At 75.2% G+C, this 20476-nt stretch carries 16 protein-coding genes and 1 pseudogene; 10 read left to right on the top strand and 7 right to left on the bottom strand.

Translation table 11 applies throughout. From position 1 onward, the window contains the following. Positions 1-474, bottom strand: coding sequence for a MarR family winged helix-turn-helix transcriptional regulator (locus tag O4J56_RS16300; protein WP_270686685.1), 474 nt, complete (start codon positions 472-474; stop codon positions 1-3). Between the two features lie 64 nt (positions 475-538). On the opposite strand from O4J56_RS16300, the gene O4J56_RS16295 reads away from it, so the two are divergent. After that, positions 539-976, top strand: coding sequence for a PaaI family thioesterase (locus O4J56_RS16295; RefSeq protein ID WP_270686683.1), 438 nt, complete (start codon positions 539-541; stop codon positions 974-976). Positions 977-1118: 142 nt separating this feature from the next. On the opposite strand, the gene O4J56_RS16290 is transcribed toward O4J56_RS16295, so the two are convergent. Beyond that, positions 1119-1994, bottom strand: coding sequence for an alpha/beta fold hydrolase (locus tag O4J56_RS16290; RefSeq protein ID WP_270686681.1), 876 nt, complete (start codon positions 1992-1994; stop codon positions 1119-1121). 160 nt (positions 1995-2154) lie between these two features. On the opposite strand from O4J56_RS16290, the gene O4J56_RS16285 reads away from it, so the two are divergent. The 4 genes and pseudogenes from O4J56_RS16285 to O4J56_RS16270 all read left to right on the top strand — a co-directional run bounded on the left by O4J56_RS16285 (position 2155) and on the right by O4J56_RS16270 (position 8728). Then, on the top strand, positions 2155-4212 hold the full coding sequence (locus O4J56_RS16285) for an AfsR/SARP family transcriptional regulator (RefSeq protein ID WP_270686713.1): 2058 nt from the start codon (positions 2155-2157) through the stop codon (positions 4210-4212). 516 nt (positions 4213-4728) lie between these two features. After that, a pseudogene (locus O4J56_RS16280) lies at positions 4729-5280 on the top strand ((2Fe-2S)-binding protein); the annotation flags it as partial. Positions 5281-5471: 191 nt separating this feature from the next. Continuing rightward, entirely contained in the window at positions 5472-6470 is a 999-nt protein-coding gene (locus O4J56_RS16275) for an FAD binding domain-containing protein (protein ID WP_270686680.1), read from the top strand. Further along, positions 6467-8728 carry a xanthine dehydrogenase family protein molybdopterin-binding subunit gene (locus tag O4J56_RS16270; RefSeq protein ID WP_270686678.1) on the top strand — a complete coding sequence of 754 codons (2262 nt, stop codon included), beginning with the start codon at positions 6467-6469 and terminating at the stop codon, positions 8726-8728. The genes O4J56_RS16275 and O4J56_RS16270 overlap by 4 nt, the downstream gene beginning before the upstream one ends. A 107-nt stretch (positions 8729-8835) precedes the next feature. On the opposite strand, the gene O4J56_RS16265 is transcribed toward O4J56_RS16270, so the two are convergent. Continuing rightward, positions 8836-9846, bottom strand: coding sequence for an alcohol dehydrogenase catalytic domain-containing protein (locus O4J56_RS16265; RefSeq protein WP_270686677.1), 1011 nt, complete (start codon positions 9844-9846; stop codon positions 8836-8838). A 116-nt stretch (positions 9847-9962) separates the two neighbouring features. Here O4J56_RS16265 and O4J56_RS16260 point away from each other — a divergent pair, with 116 nt between their 5' ends. Further along, positions 9963-10712, top strand: a complete 750-nt coding sequence (locus O4J56_RS16260) for a TetR/AcrR family transcriptional regulator (protein ID WP_270686676.1) — start codon at positions 9963-9965, stop codon at positions 10710-10712. A 155-nt stretch (positions 10713-10867) separates the two neighbouring features. Here O4J56_RS16260 and O4J56_RS16255 read toward each other — a convergent pair whose 3' ends face one another. Continuing rightward, on the bottom strand, positions 10868-11707 hold the full coding sequence (locus O4J56_RS16255) for a siderophore-interacting protein (protein ID WP_270686675.1): 840 nt from the start codon (positions 11705-11707) through the stop codon (positions 10868-10870). 303 nt (positions 11708-12010) lie between these two features. Here O4J56_RS16255 and O4J56_RS16250 point away from each other — a divergent pair, with 303 nt between their 5' ends. Beyond that, the gene (locus tag O4J56_RS16250) at positions 12011-12508 is read left to right on the top strand and encodes a MarR family winged helix-turn-helix transcriptional regulator (protein ID WP_270686674.1); all 498 of its coding nucleotides are present in this window, start codon (positions 12011-12013) and stop codon (positions 12506-12508) included. After that, the gene (locus O4J56_RS16245; protein ID WP_270686712.1) at positions 12486-14999 is read left to right on the top strand and encodes a PEP/pyruvate-binding domain-containing protein; all 2514 of its coding nucleotides are present in this window, start codon (positions 12486-12488) and stop codon (positions 14997-14999) included. Before O4J56_RS16250 ends, O4J56_RS16245 begins: the two co-directional genes overlap by 23 nt. Positions 15000-15169: 170 nt before the next feature. On the opposite strand, the gene O4J56_RS16240 is transcribed toward O4J56_RS16245, so the two are convergent. Next, a complete protein-coding gene (locus O4J56_RS16240) occupies positions 15170-17143 on the bottom strand; it encodes a caspase, EACC1-associated type (RefSeq protein ID WP_270686673.1) in 1974 nt (657 codons plus the stop codon). After that, the gene (locus O4J56_RS16235) at positions 17140-17649 is read right to left on the bottom strand and encodes an effector-associated constant component EACC1 (RefSeq protein WP_270686672.1); all 510 of its coding nucleotides are present in this window, start codon (positions 17647-17649) and stop codon (positions 17140-17142) included. Before O4J56_RS16235 ends, O4J56_RS16240 begins: the two co-directional genes overlap by 4 nt. Before the next feature lie 571 nt (positions 17650-18220). Between O4J56_RS16235 and O4J56_RS16230 the strand changes: the two genes are divergently transcribed. Beyond that, positions 18221-18853 (top strand): NAD(P)-dependent oxidoreductase, encoded by a 633-nt coding sequence (locus tag O4J56_RS16230; protein ID WP_270686671.1) that lies wholly within the window; start codon positions 18221-18223, stop codon positions 18851-18853. A gap of 74 nt (positions 18854-18927) precedes the next feature. After that, positions 18928-19455 carry a MarR family winged helix-turn-helix transcriptional regulator gene (locus tag O4J56_RS16225; RefSeq protein WP_270686670.1) on the top strand — a complete coding sequence of 176 codons (528 nt, stop codon included), beginning with the start codon at positions 18928-18930 and terminating at the stop codon, positions 19453-19455. 33 nt (positions 19456-19488) lie between these two features. On the opposite strand, the gene O4J56_RS16220 is transcribed toward O4J56_RS16225, so the two are convergent. Beyond that, positions 19489-20475 carry a response regulator gene (locus tag O4J56_RS16220; protein ID WP_270686669.1) on the bottom strand — a complete coding sequence of 329 codons (987 nt, stop codon included), beginning with the start codon at positions 20473-20475 and terminating at the stop codon, positions 19489-19491. Position 20476 lies beyond the last annotated feature (1 nt).

The raw sequence follows: 20476 nt of genomic DNA, 5'->3' as shown, positions 1-20476 counted from the left end.
TCACGCCCTTCCGCGCTCTTCCTCTTCTCCGCCTCCCCCGCCCCCGCCCTCGTCGGGGCCGAAGGCGAGGCGGTGCAGTCCGGCGGCGGTCGCGCGGAACGCCTCCTCGCCCAGCAGGCCGCGCACCTCGGCGTTGAAGCGGTCCATCTCCGGGCGGGCCTCGCGCAGGGCGTCCTCGCCCTCCCCGGTCAGCTTCAGCACCACCGCCCGGTGCTCCTCCGGGTGCGCCCGCTTGGCCACCAGGCCGCCGTCGGCCAGCCGACGGACCAGCGCCGTCACGGCGGACTCGCGCAGGCCGAGCACCTCGGCGAGCCTGCGCTGGGTCATGCCCGGCTCGGCCCGGACGGCGAACAGCGCCCCGAGCTGCGCGCTGGTGACCCCGGCGGCCTCCACCAGGCGGCGGTCGGCGTCGGTGCGCAGGCGGTTGGCCGCCCGCTGCAGCAGGAAGTACAGGCGCTCGTCAGGTCCGGGCATGGTCCGATCTTGACAGAGCGCCCCGGGCGGCGCGATCCTCACTTCACTAGTGAAATGAGGAACCGTGGACACTCTCGACACCGACGACCCCGCCCTCCTGGACGCCCGCGCCGTCCTGCGCGCCCAGCCGTTCAGCGCCCTGCTCGGCACCCGGCTGACCGCCTTCGGCGACGGGCGCGCCGTGCTGGAGCTGGACATCCGCGACGAGCTGCGCCAGCAGTACGGCGTGCTGCACGGCGGCGTGCTCGGCTACGCCGCCGACAACGCGCTCACCTTCGCCGCGGGCACCGCCGCCGGAACGGACCTGATCACCGCCGGGTACACCATCGACTACCTCAAGCCCGCCGACGGCGTCCTGCTGCGCGCCGAGGCGCAGGTGGTCCGCGCCGGGCGCACACGCGTGGTGTGCCGGTGCGACCTGGTCACCGTGGACGCCGATGGCGTCGAGACGCTGGTCGCCGTCGCGCAGGGGAGCGTCTCGGTCGGCAACCGCACCCGTTAGCGCGCAGGGCCCGGCCGCGGCCCGCAGGCGCGGTGGACGGCGGGGCCGACCCGGGCCGGGAGCCCGGCCAACGCCGTCCGCGGCGCCGTCGGAACCGCGGCGCCCGCCCCAACGGGCTCCCGCGCCCGACGGGTCCACCAGGTCACCGCTCCAGGAGCTCCCGCAGCTCGGCGACCACGCGCGCCGGGTCGGCCTCGGCCATGAAGTGGCCCGCCGCCACCGTGCGGTGGACCAGGTCGTCGGCCCACCCCTTCCAGATGCCCTCGGCGTCGAACCCCAGCGCCGCGCCCCAGTCCTGCTGGAGGACGGTGACCGGCATGCCCAGCTTCCGGCCCGCGTCCCGGTCGGCCTGGTCGTGCTCGGCGTCGATCCCGGCCGAGGCCCTGTAGTCGGCGACGATCGAGGGGACCGCGTTCCTGGACGCCTCCAGGTAGGCCCCGCGCACGTCGGCGGGGATCGTCTCCGGGTCGGCGCCCCAGGCGTCGAGGAAGAAGGAGAAGAAGGCGTCCGGCTCGGCGGCGATCATCCGCTCGGGCAGGCCGGGCGGCTGGGCCATCAGGTAGAGGTGGAACCCGACGGCCGCGCTCCGGCCGTGCATCACGTCCCACATGTCCAGCGTCGGCAGCACGTCCAGGCTGGCCAGGTGGGTGACGCGGCCCGGGTGGTCCAGCCCCGCGCGGATGGCGACCAGGGCCCCGCGGTCGTGCCCGGCCAGGGCGAACCGCTCGTGCCCCAGGGCGCCGGCCAGCGCCACGACATCGGCGGCCATCGTCCGCTTGGAGTAGGCCCCGCCGTCCTCGGCGGGCTTGTCGCTGGCGCCGTACCCCCGCAGGTCGGGAACGATGACGGTGTGGTCGGCCGCCAGGTCGGCGGCCACGTGCCGCCACATCAGGTGGGTCTGCGGGAAGCCGTGCAGCAGCACGACGGGGCTGCCCGAGCCGCCCACGGCCGCGTTCAGCTCGACGCCGTCGGCGACGGGCACCCTCCGCAGGTCGAATCCGGGAATGGTCGGCGCCATGGTGTTCTCCTCGTTTTCGTGGTGGTGGTCCGATGCGGTGGCGGCGCGGGGCGGGACCCCGTCCGGCCCTCCGTCCGCCTTCGCCCCGAGCGTGCCGCGCGCCGATGAGCATCCGATGAGCGCATACCGTTGGACCGGCGTGCGAGCAGGAGAGGCGGGCATGGAACGGGTCGGGTTCGGTGTGCTCGGGCCGGTCGCGGCCGAGCGGGACGGCGCGGCGGTCCCCCTCAAGGGGCCGCGGCACCGGGCGGTGCTGGCGCTCCTGCTCATCGCCCGAAGGCGGGTCGTCCCCGTCGACCGCCTGGTGGACGCCCTCTGGGAGGACCCGCCCGACGGCGCGGTCGGCGCCGTGCGCACCTTCGTGGCCGCGCTCCGGCGCGCCCTGGAGCCGGACCGCCCGCCGCGCACCCCGCCCCGGCTGCTCGTGACCGAGGGCCCGGGGTACGCGCTGCGCGCCGCCCCCGGCACCGTGGACGCCTGGCGGTTCGAGGACGCCCTGCACGAGGCCGCGGACCGGCCGCCGAAGCGCGCGCTGGAGCTGCTCGACGGCGCCCTCTGGCTGTGGCGGGGCCCCGCCTATGCCGACTTCGCGGACGAGCACTGGGCGCAGGCCGAACGCGCCCGCCTGAACGAGCTGCGCCTTCAGGCGGTAGAGCGGCGCGCCGACTCCCTCCTGGCCCTGGGTGAGGCGGCCGACGCCGTCCCGGACCTGGACGCCCAGGCCGCCGACCACCCCTGGCGGGAGGAGAGGTGGCGGCTCCTGGCGCTGGCCCTGTACCGCTCCGGGCGGCAGGGGGACGCGCTGGCGGTGCTGCGCCGGGCCCGGTCGGCCCTCGCCGACGCCCTGGGGGTCGACCCGGGGCCGCGCCTCCGGCGCCTGGAGGCGGACGTGCTCGCCCAGGACCCCGCGTTGGACCGGCCCGAGGCGGCCCGCTCCGCCGCCGAGGTGTGGGCGCGCACCGCCGCCGTCTATGACCGCTCGGTGGCGGCCGGTTCCCGCGCGCGGCTGGAGTCGTCGGTCGGCCTGCTGCGCAGCCTGGCGGTGACCGGTGGCGGCGGCCTGGAGGCGGCGCGGGAGAACCGTCTGGCCGCCGTGCGCGCCGCCGAGGAGGCCGACGACCCGGAGCTGGCGGCGCGGGTGATCGGCGCCTACGACGTTCCCGCGATCTGGCCGCGCAGCGACGACCCGGCCCAGGCCCGCGAGATCGTCGCCGCCGCAGAGCGGGCGCTCGCGGCGCTCCCCTCGGACGGCGGGGAGCACGCGGCGGCGCGCTGCCGCCTGCTGGCGACGATCGGCCTGGAGATGCGCGGCGTCCGCTCGCCCCGAGGGCCGCAGGCGGCCCGCGAAGCGGAGGCGATCGCGCGCCGTCTCGACGACCCGGCGCTGCTGGCGTTCGCCCTCAACGCGGTGTTCATGCAGTCGTGCACGCGCGCGGGCGGGGCCGGGCGGCGCGACGCCATAGGCGCGGAGGCCACCGCGCTCGGGGCCCGGCACGCGCTGCCGACCTATGAGGTCTTCGGCCGGATGGTGCGGATGCAGGCGCGCGCGGGCCTGGGCGATTTCGCCGCCGCCGATGAGCATGCGGCGGCGGTCGACCGGTTGTCCCTCCAGAACGAGCTGCCCCTGGCCCGGGTGTTCACCCGCTGGTACCGCGCGCTCCGGGTCGCCGTGTCGGGGCGCACCGACGACGCGGAGAAGGCCTACCGCGACGCGGCCGCGGAACTGCGGGGCTCGGGGATGCCGGGTGTCGAGGAGGGGCTGCTGCCGTTGGCGCTGCTGTGCCTGCACCTTTCGAGGGCCCACCCGGGCGCGCCGAGTGCCGTGGAGGAGGCGCCCGAGTCGCCTGAAGCCGAAGGGGGCGGGGCGCCCGGGTCGTCGGTGCTCGCGGCAGTGGGGTGTGTGTCCCCGGACTCTGACTGGGGCCCCTACCGACCTTGGGTCGAACCGCTCCTGCTCTTGCACGCGGGGAAGGCCGACGAGGCCGGGGCCGCCCTGCGTGCGCTCCCCGAGCCCGCGCCGGACCTGCTCTATGAGGCGCTGTGCTGCCTGGAGGCGGCGACCGCCCTCGAACTCGGCGACCACCGGACGCTGGTCAAGGTCCGCAACCGGTTGCTCCCCGCCCGGAAGGAGATCGCGGGCGCGGGCAGCGGCATGGTCACCGTCGGCCCGGTGGAGGGCTGGCTGAAGGCGATCGCCGCCGCGACAGGGGAAGGCTGACGTTGTCCGCCTGGCACCTTTGAAAGGCACGATCGTCGGCCATCCGGCTCAGGACCGGCACCGAGCCGCGAGCGCCTTCCATCTGCCCCCGAGTGGTGTGGATTTCGCCGTTCGCGACCGCCCTCGGCGGGCGGCCGAAGGCCGCCTCGCCGTAGGGCCGGCCTCAGGTCAGAGGTCAGGCCGGGCAGGTCCCGTCCCAGGGACGTCACAGGCGCGCGGGCCTGGGCGGATGGGAATCACACCGCTCCTAGGGACACGGCGCTCACCGACGGCCATCCGGTCCCGGCGAACGCTCCCCTCCCTCTCCCCCAGGTCGCAGACTTGCGCAGAGTTGCACCGGGCTTTGCCGCGCGTCGGTATGGCGCGACCCGTCTCCCGGGGGAGGCTGGTCGGCGATGCCGCCTGGGAGGTGACAGGGGGCGCGCCGCAGCGCGCGGCCCGGGCGGCGATGTCCGCGCAGAACCGGGGGGATCCCATGGACCGCGTCGCGATGACCGAGCCCGAGGCGCCGGGGAGGTGGCCGCGGTGACCCGCCAGACCAGCCGCCCGCGCCTGCCCGCACAGGCGCGCCGCGAGGGACGGGGGGAGGCCCGCCCGCCCGAGCTCGGCCCCGGCGAGGTGGACGTCGCACTCACCGTCGACGGGACCGCGCGCACCGTGCGCGTCGAACCCCGGGTGAGCCTGCTGGACGCGCTGCGCGAGCGCATGGGCGTCACCGGGCCGAAGAAGGGCTGCGACCAGGGCGCCTGCGGCGCCTGCACGGTGATGGTCGGCGGCCGCCGGGTCCTGGCCTGCCTCACGCTGGCCGTCACCTGCGAAGGACAGGAGGTCACCACGGTCGAAGGACTGGCCGACGGCGAGCGGCTGCACCCCGTGCAGGAGGCCTTCATCGCCAACGACGCCTTCCAGTGCGGCTTCTGCACCCCGGGCCAGCTGGTGTCCGCGGTCGCGCTGCTGGAGGAGGGCCACACCGGGGACGACGCCGAGATCGCCGAGTGGATGAGCGGCAACATCTGCCGGTGCGCCGCCTACCCCAACATCCGCGCCGCCATCCGCCAGGTGCGCGACCGGCACGAGGGGCACGCCTCCGACGCGGTCGGCACGGCCGGGCCCGGCGGCACCGCCTCCGACGCCGCCGCGGCGCAGGCGCGCGGTTTCGCCGCCGACCCGGGCCCCGACTCCGTCGGACCGGCCGACCCTGCCGATCCGGCCGACCCGGCCCACGGCTCCGACCGCCCGCGCACGGAAGGAGCACAGTGATGCGCCCCTTCGCCTACACACGGGTGTCCGACGTGGCCACCGCCGTCGAAGAGGTCGCCTCCGACCCCGGCAGCGAGTTCCTGGCCGGCGGCACCACCGAGGTCGACATGCTCAGGATCGGCGTGGCGCGCCCGCGCCGCGTCGTCGACATCAACGCGCTGCCGATCTCCCGCATCGAGGAAGGCCCCGACGGCGGCGTGCGGCTCGGCGGCCTGGCCAGGATGAGCGACGTCGCCGCCCACCCCGTCGTGCGCGAGCGCTACCCGGCGCTCGCCCAGGCGCTGGAGATGGGCGCCTCACCGCAGCTGCGCAACATGGCCACCATCGGCGGGAACCTGATGCAGCGGGTGCGCTGCGCCTACTTCCGCGACGGCGGGGCGGCGTGCAACAAGCGCGTGCCGGGCAGCGGGTGCGCGGCGGTCGGCGGGGTGAACCGCGGCCACGCCGTCCTGGGCACCAGCGAGCACTGCATCGCCGCTCACCCGTCCGACGCCGCCGTGGCGCTGACCGCCCTGGACGCGGTGGTGCGGCTGCGCGGACCCGACGGCGAGCGGTCCGTGCCCGTCGACGACTTCTTCCTGCTGCCCGGGGACACGCCCGAACGCGAGCACCCCGTGGCGCACGGGGAGCTGATCACCGCCGTCGACGTGCCGCGGATCCCGTTCGCCCGCACCTCGGTCTACCTCAAGGTGCGCGACCGGGAGTCCTACGAGTTCGCGCTGGCCTCGGCGGCGGTCGTGCTGCGCGTGGAGGACGGGATGGTCGCCGAGGCCCGAATCGGCCTGGGCGGCGTGGCGACCAAGCCGTGGCGGGCCCACGCGGCCGAGGAGGAACTGGTGGGGTCCCCGGCCGAGGGCGCCTCCTACGAGCTGGCCGCGGTCCGGGAGATGCGGGGCGCGGTCCCCAGGGGCATGAACGCCTTCAAGATCGAGTTGGCCCAGCGCACCATGGTGCGCGCGCTGCGCATGGCGGCCGAACGGCAGGGAGGGGCGCGATGAGCACCGTTCCGCAGGAGGCGCGGGCGGCCCAGACCGGGCGGCCGATGGACCGGGCCGACGCCCGCGCGAAGGTGACCGGGGCGGCGCGCTACGCCGCCGAGTACGCACCGCCGGGGACGGTGCACGCGGTGCTGGTGGGCGCCGGGATCGCCGCCGGCGAGGTGACCGGGATCGACGACCGGGAGGCGCTGCGCTCGGAGGGGGTGCTGGCGGTGCTCAGCCACCTGAACCTGCCGCCGCTGGCCGCCGAACCGCACCTGCTGCCGTCGATCGCGGGCGCGAGCGCCTCCGGGCAGAGCTTCTTCCCGATGCGCGACGCCCGCGTGCACTACGCGGGGCAGCCGGTGGCGATGGTGGTCGCCGACACCCTGGAGCGGGCCGGGCACGCGGCCTCGCTGCTGCGCATCGGGTACCGGGGCGAGCCGCACGTGACCACCCTGGAGGAGGGCCGGGAGCGCGCCTACGAGCCCGACCGGATCCTCGCCGGGTTCCTGCCGGGGCGGCTGGGCCGGGGCGACGTGGAGGCCGGGCTGGCCGAGGCGGACGCGGTCGTGGAGACGGTGCACCGGATGGCGGCCAACCACCACAACCCGATCGAGACGGCGGCGGCCACGGCGTACTGGGAGGACGGGCGGCTGACCGTCCACGACTCCACGCAGGGGCCGACCGCGACCCGGCTGACCGTGTCCGAGCTGCTGGGCGTCCCGCCGTCGCGGGTGCGGGTGGTGGCCACGGCGGTCGGCGGGAGCTTCGGGTCCAAGGCGATGATCTGGGCGCACCCGACCCTGGCGGCGATGGCGGCCCGGCACGTGCGGGCGCCGGTGAGGCTGGTGGTGACGCGCGAGCAGATGTTCACCGCCTGCGGGCACCGGGAGGAGCAGGAGCAGCGCATCACCCTGGGGGCGCGCCGGGACGGGACGCTGACCGCGATCCGCCACCACAAGCTCTCGCCGACCTCGCCGTTCGACGACTGGACCGAGCCGTCGCTGGAGATGCCGGCGCGGATGTACGCCTGCCCGAACCACGAGGGCGTGTACCGGCTGTTCCGCGCGAACACGATGACCCCGGCGTTCATGCGGGCGCCGGGCGAGGCCTCGGGGATGTTCGCCCTGGAGACCGCCATGGACAAGCTCGCCTCGGAGCTCGGCGTCGACCCGGTCGACCTACGGCTGCGCAACCACTGCGACACCGACCCGGTGAGCGGGCTGCCGTGGTCGAGCAAGGGGCTGCGGGAGTGCTACGAGCACGGTGCGCAGATGTTCGGCTGGCGCGACCGCGACCCGGTGCCGGGCACCCGCACCGACGGGCACTGGCTGGTGGGCACCGGCATGGCCTCGGCCGTGTACCCCGTCTACCAGGCGATGAACCCGCAGCGGGCGCGGGTGCGGCTGCACGCCGACGGCCGGGCCGTCGCCGAGACGGCGTGCGCGGAGTTCGGCACCGGGGTGGGCGCGGTGATGCGGCAGGTGGCCGCGGCGGCGCTGGGCATCGACGCCGAGCAGGTGGAGGCGCGCTACGGCGACACCGACCTGCCCACGACGGTGGCGGCGGTGGGCTCGGCCGGAGCGGGGGCGATCTCGTCGGCGGTGCACACGGCGGCGACCGCGCTGCGCGAGCAGATGGTGGAGCGGGCGGTGGCCGACCCGGACTCGCCGCTGCACGGCGCCGACCCGGCCCGGGTGGAGGTGGCCGGGGGCCGGATGTTCGTGCGGGACGGCGGCGGCGAGTCCTACACCGAGCTGCTGCGGCGGCACATGATGTTCGACGCGGAGGCGCTGGGGTCGTGGGACCCGCCGCGGTCGGACGCCGGGTTCGCGGCGGCGACGTTCGGGGCGCAGTTCGCCGAGGTGGGGGTCGACCCGGACCTGGGGCTGGTGCGGGTGCGGCGGATGCTGGGGGTGTTCGCCCCGGGGCGGGTGCTCAACGCCAAGACGGCGCGCAGCCAGCTGATGGGCGGCATGCTGTGGGGGCTGGGGCACGCCCTGCTGGAGGCGACCCGCATGGACCCCGACTCGGGGCGGTGGGCGAACGCGAGCATGGGCGAGTACCTGCTCCCGGTGAACGCGGACGCCCCGGAGGTGCGCGTGGAGTTCGTCGAAGCGGAGGACCGGATGGTCAACCCGCTGGGGGTGAAGGGCGTGGGCGAGGTGGGCGTGGTCGGCGCCGCGGCGGCCATCGCGAACGCGGTCCACCACGCGACCGGAAGGCGCTTCCGGGACCTTCCGATCACCGTCGAGGCGGTGCTGGGCGGGCGCTGAACGGCGGGGACCGTGGAACCGGCGAGGGACGACGGGGGGGACGGCACAGAACGGCCGTAGGCGCGTACGCGCCTACGGCCGTTTCCCGTGTTTCCCGTGTTCCCCGCTCAGGGCACCAGCACGTTCCGGAAGCGCGCCTTGCCCATGGCCTCGAACGCCTGCTCGGCCTCCTCCAGCTTGTACTGCTCGACCATGGGCCGCACGCCCTTGAGGGCGGCGAACTCCATCGCCTCCTCGCTGTCCATGGCGTGGCCGCTGTACCAGCCCCGGACGCTCCTGCGGCCGGTGACCAGCAGCAGGCTGGAGACGGGGATCGGGTCGTGCGGGGTGCCGATCACCATCATCTCCCCGTTGCCCTGCAGGCCCTGGGCGATGTCGGCCTGGGCGGCCGCGTCGTCGACGGTGGCGAGGACGACCCGCGCGCCGCCCGCCGCCGCCAGGGCCTCGCCCGCGCTGCCGTCGGCACCGTCGATGTAGGCGTCGGCCCCCAGCGAGCGGGCGGTCTCCTCCTTGGCGCGGCCCCGGCTGACGGCCACGGTCCGGAAGCCCATCTTGTGGGCGTACTGGATCCCCAGGTGGCCCAGGCCGCCCACGCCTTGGACGGCGACGGTGTCGCCGGGGCGGGCGCCGGTGTTCCGGAGCGCGTTGAAGACCGTCACCCCCGCGCACATGAGCGGGGCGGCCTCCTCGAAGGCCAGCTCCTCAGGGATGCGTGCCAGCGCCTCCTGGGGGACGACGGCGTACTCGGCGTACCCGCCGTCGTAGTCGGCGCCCAGGATCAGGCGCTCGGTGCAGTTGGCGAAGTCGCCCCGGCGGCAGGAGGCGCAGGTGAAGCAGTGGCCCCCGTGCCATCCGGCGCCGACCCGGTCTCCGGGGCTCCAGGAGCGCACCCCGGCGCCGAGGGCGTCGACGGTACCGGCGATCTCGTGGCCGGGCACGCGCGGGTGGCGGGTGCCCATGGCGCCGAACCGGGGGACGGCGTCGCCGCCGCAGACGCCGCAGGCGCGCACGCGCACCCGGACCCGGCCGGGGCCGGGCTCGGGGACGGGGAGCCCGGCGGGGGTGAACGGTCCGCCCGCCTCGGTGGCCTGGACGGCGCGCATCGTGGTCGCGGTCATGGTGGTCTCCTCCCTCTGGCGCGGCCGGCGCGTGTCCGGCCGCTATCGCTGATAACGGTATGACGCTTCCATCGTTAACGCAAGCGTTGATACCGAGAATCCGTTATCATCGATACATGGCTGAACGGAGCGACACACGCGCCCGCATCGTCGGCGCCGCGGCACGGCTGCTGGACGAGGAGGGCCCCGAGGCCGTCACCACACGGTCGGTCAGCGCCGCCGCCGGGGTGCAGCCCCCGGCCATCTACCGCCTGTTCGGCGACATGGGCGGCCTGCTGGACGCCGTGGCCGCCGAGGGCTTCGCCCGCTACCTGGCGCGCAAGGAGGCCCAGCCCGCCACCGGCGACCCGGTCGACGACCTGCGCGCGGGGTGGGACCTGCACCAGGAGTTCGCCATGGAGCACCCGGCGCACTACCGGCTGATGTACCGGCCCGACCGCACGGACGCGACGAGCGGGGCGCTCGAGCGGTCCGAGGAGATCCTGCAGGGCCTGATCCGGGCGATCGCCGAGGCGGGACGGCTGGTGACTGGCGTGGAGCACGCGGCCCGGATGGTGCACTCGGCGGGGCGCGGCGTCGCGTTCTCACAGATCGAGGTGCCTCCCGAGAAGCGCGACCCGGACCTGTCGGACCGCATGCGCGAGGCGGTGCTCGCCTCGATCACCACCGACGCGCCGGACCGGAACGCCGGAAGGGGCGGGGACAGCGCCGCCGACGAGGACGCCGGCGGCCCCGACCGCGAGCCCGCACGCCGCGCGATCGCCCTGCGGGCGATCCTCGACGACTCCCCCGCCCCCCTCACCCGGGGAGAGCGGACCCTGTTGGAAGAACTCCTCGACCGCATCGCGGGCGGCACAGGACGTTAGCGGAGTCCGTCACCCCAGACGTAGGGTCGCATGGGAGCAGCGGGCACCCCGCTAGGGTGTGCCCGGCGTTGATCTCGGGAGAAACGACGCTACCGGGCCGCTTGTAGGGGCGCATTTCCCGAGATCAACGGCGCAGGGGCGGGGTCCGGCGGCCCTCAGGCGCCCTCCTGCTCCTCCTCCACCTGGCGGGTCCATTCGCGCTTGGAGGACTGCCATCCGTCCTCGTCCATGCCCAGGCGCCAGTAGCCCGAGATCGACAGGCGCTCCCGCGGCACCTCCCACTCCTTGCGCAGCAGGCGGCGCAGCTCCTTCACGAAGCCCGCCTCGCCGTGGACGAACGCCTGCACCTCGCCCCCGGGCCGCTCCAGCTCCCGGACGGCGCGGACGAGGGCCTGCCCCACCCGCTCCCCGCCGCGGTGCAGCCAGGTCGGCTTGACACCCGCCGCGTTCGGCAGCGGCTGCTCCTCCTCGGGCCCCTCGACCTCGATGAAGACGTGCGCGTCCGCCCCTTCGGGGAGGCGCTCCAGGGAGGCCGCGATCGCCGGGAGGGCGCTCTCGTCGCCCGCCATCAGGTGCCAGTCGGCCCCGGCGTCCGGCGCGTAGGCGCCGCCGGGGCCCGCGAACCGCAGGACGTCCCCGGGCCGGGCGGCGACCGCCCACGGGCCCGCGAGCCCCTCGTCGCCGTGGATCACGAAGTCGACGTCCATCTCCGCCCGCGCGGCGTCCCACCGGCGGACGGTGTAGGTGCGCATGTCGGGCCACTGCTCGCGCGGCATCTCCGCCCGGATGCGCTCCAGGTCGAACGGCTCGGGGTACTCCACCCCGGCGCGCGGGAACAACAGTTTGACGTAGTGGTCCGAGAACCGGTCCGCACCGAGTGCGGCGATCTCCGGGCCGCCGAGCACGACGCGCACCATGTGCGGCGTGAGCCGCTCCGTGCGCACCACCGTCGCCGTCGTGACACGCGGCGCCTTCCGTCCAGGGCGTTCGGCCATGGTCCTTCCTTTCTGCACACGGCGCGCCGGGCCCGCATGCGCGGGGCCGGCGGAGGCCGGTGGGCATCGGTCAGGAGCGCTGGGCACGGCGGGCGCGGGGCGGCCCGGCCGGTCGGCAGCGGCGCGGATCTCCGCCCAGAGCCTACTCCCGGACGGGCGCGCGCCTGGGCCCCGGGGCGGCGCGGGCCGGGCCGCCCCCGGGGGCCCCGCTGACGCGCCCCGTCGCCCCGCGTCAAGAGCGCGTATGGATCGCCTCCGCCTTCTGGACACCCGCGGTTCGGCCGCCCTAGATTTGATTGCGCAATGGCAATCGATGCAGACACGCACAAGTATCAGCGTGAACGTCTAGAGGCCGTGATCCGCTCCATGCAGCGCGACACGGTTCCCAGCCTCGTGCGGGTCAACGACGACGAGGACCTCTCGCTCATCGAGATGGCCCTGCTCCAGACGCTCGACCACGACCGCCCGCCGTTCCCGGGGGATCCGCCCCTGAGCGGGCTGGCCGAGGTGCTCGGCCGCTCCACCTCGCGGACGAGCCGTGTGGTCGACCGTATGGTGCGGCGCGGTCTCGTGGAGCGCTACGAGGACGCCGCCGACCGCCGGGTCAGGCGGGTCCGCCTCACCGACGCGGGACGGGAGGTGCTGGACGGCATCGCCCGCGTCCGGATGGAGGCGCAGACCGCGCTGTGGGACTACCTGACGGCGGAGGAATTGGAGGCCGTGGTGAGCGCCATGGAGCTGCTCGCCGAGGCGGCGCACAGGATGAGGAGTGAACGCGATGCACGTGGTCGGCCTGAGTGAGATCGACGCCGGCATGATCGGCCTGGTCGGCGGCAAGGCCGCCGGGCTGGGCGAGATGATCGCCGCCGGCGAGCGGGTCCCGCCCGGCTTCTGCCTGACCACCGAGGCGCACCGGGCGGGCGCCGTCCCCGAGGAGGAGCTCGCCGCGGCCTACGCCGAGCTGGGGGGCGGCCGGGTGGCGGTGCGCTCCAGCGCCACCGCCGAGGACCTGCCCGATGCCAGCTTCGCCGGGCAGCAGGACACGATCCTCGGCGTCGAGGGCGTGGAGGAGCTGGTGGACGCGGTCCGCCGCTGCTGGGCGTCGCTGGACTCCGAGCGGGCGGTGGCCTACCGCAGGGACAACGAGATCGACGGCGACGACGTGCACATGGCGGTCGTCGTCCAGCGGATGGTGGAGGCGGAGACCGCCGGGGTGCTGTTCACCGCGGACCCGCTCAGCGGCAGCCGCTCGGTGATGGTCGCCGACGCGGTGTACGGGCTGGGCACGGGCGTGGTCGACGGAACCGGCGAGCCCGACCACTACACGGTGGGCCCCGACGGCGTCGAGGGCCCCGAGGACGGGTGCCTCACCCGCGCCCAGGTGGAGGAGCTGCGCGCGGCGGGCGAGCGCCTGCAGCGGCACTTCGGCTCCCCGCAGGACGCCGAGTGGGCCTACGACGCCGACGGCGTGCTGTGGATGCTGCAGTCGCGGGCCATCACCACCCTGTTCCCCCTCCCGGACGACGCGCACCTGCCGCAGCCGCGCGCCTACATGGAGGCGGGCAACATCCAGGGGCTGCTGCGCCCGATGACGCCCATGGGCTTCTCCATGATGGAGACCATGCTGGAGGACTGGCTCGGGGACTTCATGAAGGCCCCGCGCAGCGGCCCGTCGGCGCCGATGATGGCCGGGATCGGCGGGCGCCTCTACATCGACATGACCGACTTCCTCCGCAGCAAGGCGATGCGGCCGCGGCTGGGGTCGATGGCGGACGTGTACGGTCCCCGCGCCAAGGCGGGGATCGAGCACCTGATGAAGGACCCGCGCTTCTCCCCGGTGTCGGGGCTGCCCTACAAGATCGGGCCGATGCTCCGCCTGACGCTGCGCCACGCCGGGCCCGCCGTGGCGGGCATGGTCCACGCGCTGGCCAAGCCGGCGGCCGCGCGGGCCAAGGTGGACGAGGCCATCCGCATCCTGCGTGAGGAGACCCCCGCTCCCCCGCCCGAGGGCGCGCCCCTGTCCGCCCGGCTGCGCTACGTGGAGGGGTCCGTCAGCGACGAGACCATGTTCCGCGGGATCATGATGCTGATGTGGCCGCTGTTCGCCGGGATCGTGCTCACCGGGCTCCCGTCGGCGGTGCTGAAGGGCATCATGACCGAGGAGGAGGGGGACGCGGCGCTCGGCGGCATGCCGCACAACGTCACCACCCAGATGGACATGGCGCTGTGGCGGATGGCGACCCGCGCGCGCGAGCACGGGGACCTGTTCGTGTCCACCCCGCCGGAGGAACTGGCCGACAAGTACCGGGCGGGCACCCTGCCCGACATCGGCATGGAGGGGTTCCTGCGGCTGTACGGCCACCGGGCCGCCGCCGAGGTGGACATCGGCATGCCCCGCTGGGGCGACGACCCGTCGCCGCTGTTCGCGACGATCGCCAACTACCTGCGGGTGGAGGACCCCGAGCAGGCGCCGGACCGGCGCTTCGCCCGGGCGGCCGAGCGCGCGGAGGCGGTCATCGCCGACGTGGCGCAGAGGGTGCGGCGCAGGCACCGGGTGCGCGGGCGGCTGGGGCTGTTCCTGATGCGGCGCTCGCGGGAGCTGACCGGGCTGCGGGAGGTCGCCAAGTTCGCCTGGCTGATCCCGTTCTGGACGACCCGCCGCGAGCTGGTCCGGATCGGTGAGGAGCTGGTCTCGCGCGGTCTGCTGGAGCGGGCCGATGACGTCATGTTCCTCAAGGTGCCCGAGCTGCGGAGCATCGTGGAGGACGGCGCCGACCAGCGGGAGACGGTGGCCGAGCGGCGCGCGTTCTACCGCCGCGAGCTGCGCCGCCCGGAGGTGCCCGCGCTGCTGCTGTCGGACGGCACCGACGTGGAGGCGCTGCTGCCCGCGCCGCCCCCGGAGGAGGGGGCGATGGTCGGCAAGCCCGCGGCGGCGGGCCGGGCCACCGGCAGGGCCCGGGTGGTGCGCGACCCGGCGGGGGCGTCGCTGGAGCCGGGCGAGATCCTGGTCGCCCCGACCACGGACCCGGGCTGGACGCCGCTGTTCATGACGGCGGCGGGGCTGGTCACCGAGACGGGGTCGCCGATCGCGCACGGGCCGACGGTGGCCCGCGAGTACGGCATCCCGGCGGTGATCTGCCTGCGGGACGCCACCCGGCGGATCAAGGACGGCGACCTGATCACGGTCGACGGATCGGCCGGGACGGTCACGCCGGTCGACGAGCAGGACGCCTCCGGGGCCGGCGGCGCGTCCGGCGGCACCGACCGCGAGCACGAGCCCGCCGACCGGTGAAAGCACGGACCCGGCCCTGGGAGGACGGCCCCGGGCCGGGTCCGGACCACCGTCGCCCCTCGGAGGAGCGGCGCCTCCGTCCGCCCTGTGGTCGGCACGACCGCGGCCGCTTCGGGCCGGACCTGCCCGGCCCTTCCCGGCCGACCGGCGCCGCGCCCGTGCCTCCCCGCCTACCCGCCGAGGTCGACGGAGAGCGCGTGGACGCGCGTCTCCTGCGACTCGCGGCCGTTGTCGTCGCTCACCAGGTACAGCGTGCGGCGGCCGTCGTCGCCCGGTGCGGTGCGCTCCGGGGCCAGCGCCATGCCCTCGACGTTCTGCAGAACCGGGTTGGGCTGCGCCTCCTGGACCCGGACGCCGCCCGGCGGGCACCGGCCCAGGTCGACCACGAGCCGCTTGCCGACCAGGAGTTCGGCCGCGTTCGCGTCCAGGACGCGGTCGGAGACGTCGCGGGCGCCGCCGAGGTCGACGTCGTAGACCCGGACGGCGTTCCCGACCCCCTTCAGGTACCCGCGCTCCAGGGCCAGGAGGCGGTCCTCGGCGACGGCCACCAGTTCGACCAGGTACAGCCCCTCCTCGGTCTGGTAGCCGAACTGCCGGTCCGGCGTGTAGCCGCCGCCCGCCTCCCCCTCGTACCGCTGGATCCGGACCTGGTGGCGGCCGTGGACGTCCGCGTCGCCCAGCAGCGGCCCCTCCATCCCCGCGAAGAGGTACCGGCCGCCCGGCGACGCCGCGAGCGACTCCAGGCTGCGTCCCTCCTGCGCCCGGCCCTGCGGTGCGTACCCGAAGCCGGAGGGCAGCGGCAGCGGTTCGCCGGCCTGGGTCCCGTCGGACAGGCGGAACCGCCGGATCGAGGGGCCGCCCTCCGCGGCGACGAGCACGGTCTCCCCGCCCTCCTCCACCACCAGGCCCTCGCCGTCGAAGGAGTCGAGCCGCCCGCCGTCGGCCCCCTTGAGCGTCCGCACCGATGTGACCTCGGGCCGCAGCTCCTCGGGGGATCCCATCCGCACGCCGAACAGGTGGGCGGGCTCGTTGTCGCGCATCGCCAGCGCCTCGCCCCCTTTCCCGGTCAGGGCCAGCGCCGACAGCCCTTCGACCCGGCTGCCCAGGTGCTCGTTCCCCGGGGGCCGGGCCAGCCGGTCCGAGACGTCGAGCAGCTCGGCGCCCTCCTCCCCGCACGGGCCGGGGATCGCGTCCCCGGCGGCCTCGGCGACCGGCCGCAGCCGCTCACGCAGCCCGTACCCGACCGCGACGCCCGCGAACAGGCCGACGGCCAGCCCCGCCGCGCCCACCGCCGCCAGGGCGCGCCGCGCGGGCGCGGGCCGCGGGGGAGGCACCGCCGAGGCCCGGTTGCGCACGAACGGCAGTGCGCCCACCCCGTTCTGGTCCAGCCGCCAGGGCGTGTGCATCCTCCGGTCGAGCAGCTCGTCCCGGACCAGGCCGTGGATCCGGTCGAGGCTGAGCGCCCGGTCGCCGGGCGACTTCGGGTCGCCGTGTTCGAGGGCCCTGATGAGGGCGCCGGTGAAGGCGGTGTAGGTGTCCCGGGGCGGCGCCTCGGCGTGCTCGGCGTCGCCGGTGGAGGTCAGCACGTAGGAGCCCTGAACCTCCACGTGGCGGCGGTCGGGCATGATGTGGCCCGTCCCGGCCATGGCGCCCGCGTCCTGGGTGGCGCGGCCGCTGTAGCAGCAGTCGAGGATCAGCACGCAGCGCCGGGCCCTGCCCTCGTCCCGCGCCCGCCGGAGCGCGTCCCGGAACATGCCGAAGGCGAGCGCCGTCTCGGGCCGCCCCTTCATGGTGCGGGGCAGGGTCAGGTAGAGCTGGTCGTCCTGGGCGTCGAGGAGGCCGTGCCCGGCGTAGTAGACGATGAGGGTGTCCTCGGCCCGTTTCGCGGCGTCGTAGAGGGGTTCGGTGAGCTCGTCGTGCGAGCGCGGGTCGAGCAGCTGCCAGACGCGGGAGTCGGGGACCCCCCAGATGCGCCGGTCGGTGAGGGCCTGCCTGAGGCCGGCCACACTGCTGCGGACGGTCCCCAGCGGGGGCATGCGGGTGTAGCCGCCGACGCCGATGAGGACGCACGCCGAGCGCCGCGGGTCGATCCGGTCGCCGCCCGGCGGTTCATCGGCCGGGGGCGGGGGGTCGGAGCCGCTCATGCCTCCCTCCCGTCGCCCTCTTCCCCTCCGCCTTCCTCCTCGCCGGGGGTGGCCGTGCCGTCCTCCCCGTGCGGCGCGCCCGGTTCCTCCTCGGAGTCCGGGGCGTCCCTGGAGTCCGGGGCGTCCGCTTCCGCTTCCCGCAGGTCGCGCAGCTCCCGTATCTTCTGCGCGACGGCTTCGGGGTCGGCCGCCTCGGCCCCGCTCAACGTGACCACGACGCCATCGCATTCGAGGACGACCTTGCTGTCGGCGCCTTCAGCGGGGGAATGGGCCCGGCGCCAGGAGGCGAGCGCGACGGCGAGGGCCCCGTACTGGGCGACCGCATTGAAGACGAACTCGATGACCTCGAACGCCGGGCCCATGGCACCGTCGGGAGGCGCGGGGCCGCCCGGATCGAAGGCGATCCCTTTGTCGGAGAGTTCTCCTTTCCTGCTCCGGAGCCAGCGGACGAGCGAGCGCATCTCGGTCCGGCTCCTGGGTCCCTGCAACGAGAGGTGGACCTGCATCACGACACTCCGTGGGGCATTTCCGAAAACAGTGGACAGGGGGATGCAGAGGTCGGGGAGGCCGAGGCCGGCCGCCCGGGTCGGCCGGGGCTCCCGGAGGACCGGGGATCCGCGTTCCTGGCCGCCGTTCCTTCCAGGATGCAGGGGGCGCATCCGCCGAGTCCACCGATATACCCGTTTTCCACGGACGCATCAGAAGGGAACCGGTGCGGACGGGACGGAACCCCGCGGCGTCCGCGCACACGCCGCTCCGCCCGCAGGGCCGAGCGCCCCGTATTTCGCAGGGTCATCCGATGGAGAAGCGCACAACCGGGATATCGGCCCTTCCATTTCGCGCACGCTGGAACGGGAAGGGGCGGGCAAGGACGGACACGGAACCCGACCGGCCCCGGCCGCCCCTCCTCTGTGAGAGCGAGTGCCGCGGGCCGCCCCGGTCCCGCAGGAGAGGAAACCCGCTGTACTATTCGTATATCCGAACTATCACCCGCATCGGCGGGACGGGCGGGCGTCCCCGGCCAGGGCGGGGCCGACCCTGCCCCGCCCGACCCGGATCGGGCCCAAGGAGGACACCATGCACCTCGCGGTATTCGGCGCCACCGGCGGGACGGGTAAGGAGATCACCGCGCAGGCCCTCGACGCCGGGCACACCGTCACCGCGGTCGTCCGCGATCCGGCGCGGCTGCCCATCGAGCACGACCGGCTCTCCACGGTCGAGATGGACTCGTTCACCGCCGACGCGCTCGTCCCCGTCCTCGCCGACGCGGACGCCGTCCTCTCCGGGCTCGGGGCGAGCGCCCGCGCCGGCTCCCCGGCGACCGCGTGGGCGCGGGCCGTCGTGGCGGCGATGGAGAAGACCGGTGAGCGGCGGATCGTCGCCGTCAGCGCCGCTCCCCTGGGCGGCCCCGTCCCCGGCGACCCGCTCCTGCACCGCCTGGTCGTCCACCCCCTGATCGGCCGCATCTTCGCCGACGTGTACCGGGACCTGCGGACGATGGAGCGGACGCTGCGCGACAGCGGCGCCCCGTGGACGGCGGTCCGGCCTCCGCGCCTGACCGACCGCCCGAAGACCGGCACCTACCGCTCCGTCGTCGGTGCCAACCCCCCGGGAGGCGCCACCATCTCCCGGGCGGACCTGGCCCACGCGGTGCTGGAGGTCCTCGAACGCCCGGAGACCGAGCGCGGCCCGCTCGGGGTCGCGTACTGAGGGCGCTGACGGCGTTGAGGACACGGGACGAGCCCGGAGCCCGGAGCCCGGAGCCCGGAGTAATGTCGGATCCCATGAACGACGGCGGCGGCACGGGGCCGGTGGACGACGGCGGGACGGCGGCCCCGTCCCCCGACGCGCTTCCGCCCCCTGAGGTGATCGACGGCTTCATGCGCTTCGTGCCGCTGCTCGAAGCCTGGTACCGGCGTGCGCCTGAGGAGATGCCCCGGGAGCTGGCCGACGCCTTCGAGCGCAACAGGCTCACCGGGCGGCACGGCAGTGTGCTCTCCCAGCTCGTCCACGGGCAGGAGCCGACCGTGGGCGAACTGTCGTCCCGGCTGGGCGTGCGCCTGTCGACCGTGAGCGAGCTCGTCGGGGACCTGGCCTACGCGGGGCTGGTGACGCGGCGCAAGGACCCCGCCAACCGCCGTCGGGTCCTCGTGGCGCTGTCCGCCGAGTACCGCCCGCTGATGGAGCGGTTCGCGGCGAGCCGGGCCGCACCGCTGCTGAGGGTGCTGGACCGGTTGTCGCCCGAGGCGAGGCAGGGGTTCGCAGAAGGCCTGCGGGCGTGGGCGGAGGAGGTCACCCCCTCGGACGGGTGACCGGTCCGGATCGAAGCGGGGCCGGGGCCCCGGTCACTCCTCAGGCGAGTCGATGATCTGCTCGCGCTCCTCCTGCGTCCCCGGGCGGACGTCCTGCGCGGCGGCCACGAGGTCGGCCTCGCCGTCGTGCTGAGCGGGGAACACGGCGACCACGGTGCCGTCGGGCAGGACGGTGCGGACCTTGTCGATCTCCCCCTCCTCGCGGACGATCACCAGGCCGTCCCGCCGCTCGCACTCCATCTGGGGGTAGTCGCACTGGACGTCCACCGGTTCGTCGTGCGTCCCGTTCCACGTTTCGACGCGTACACGGTCCCCGCCGCGGTGCTTGTAGTAGAGGTTGAGCCGCCCGTACTGGTCGCTGAAGCCCGTCCGCGTCCAGTCCGGGCCGTCGAGGACCGCGAAGTCCGTGCCCGGGTCGCCCATGGCGGTGCTGCGCTCCGAACGCTCCTCGTACCACTCGATCAGCGGCGGCATGGCGAGCGGCGCGGCGAGGGCCCCGACGACCGCGACGGCGATGCCGACCGCCCGTAGGCGGGGCGACCGCTCGACGAGCGCGCACCCCGCACCCACCACCAGGCCGGCCGCCGGACCCACGGCGGCCAGATGGTCGACCGTGGAGCCGCCGTAGAACGTCAATGCGGAAAGGACGAAGCAGCCGGTCCCGACCCAGGCCACGGCCTTCGGTGCACGCCCCCCGTTCCTCTTCAGAGCGGTGCGGCCGAGCCACCACACCCCGAGGGCACTGGCGGGCAGGGCGGCCAGGACGAGCACGATGACGACGACGAGCAACGGGCCGAGGTCGGAGAAGGCGGCCCCCATGAGGGCGATGAAGGCCCCGAAGACCACACCCATTCCGGCCCAAGGCATCGCGAACCCGTAGGCGGCGGCGGTGATCAGTGGGGAGCCCGGGGTCGGAGGCGGCGTCTGGGATCGGGGCTGGTCCGGGGCCGGTCCACTGCCGACCGGGCCCACGGCCGGAGTGCCGTCGCCGTCCTGGGGCCGAGGGGTGTTCTCGCTCATG

Origin of the sequence: Nocardiopsis endophytica, from assembly GCF_027706725.1 — a bacterium.
GTDB lineage: Bacteria > Actinomycetota > Actinomycetes > Streptosporangiales > Streptosporangiaceae > Nocardiopsis_A > Nocardiopsis_A endophytica.
Note: the sequence above shows the minus strand (reverse complement) of the source record. Positions and strands in the feature narration are given on the sequence as shown.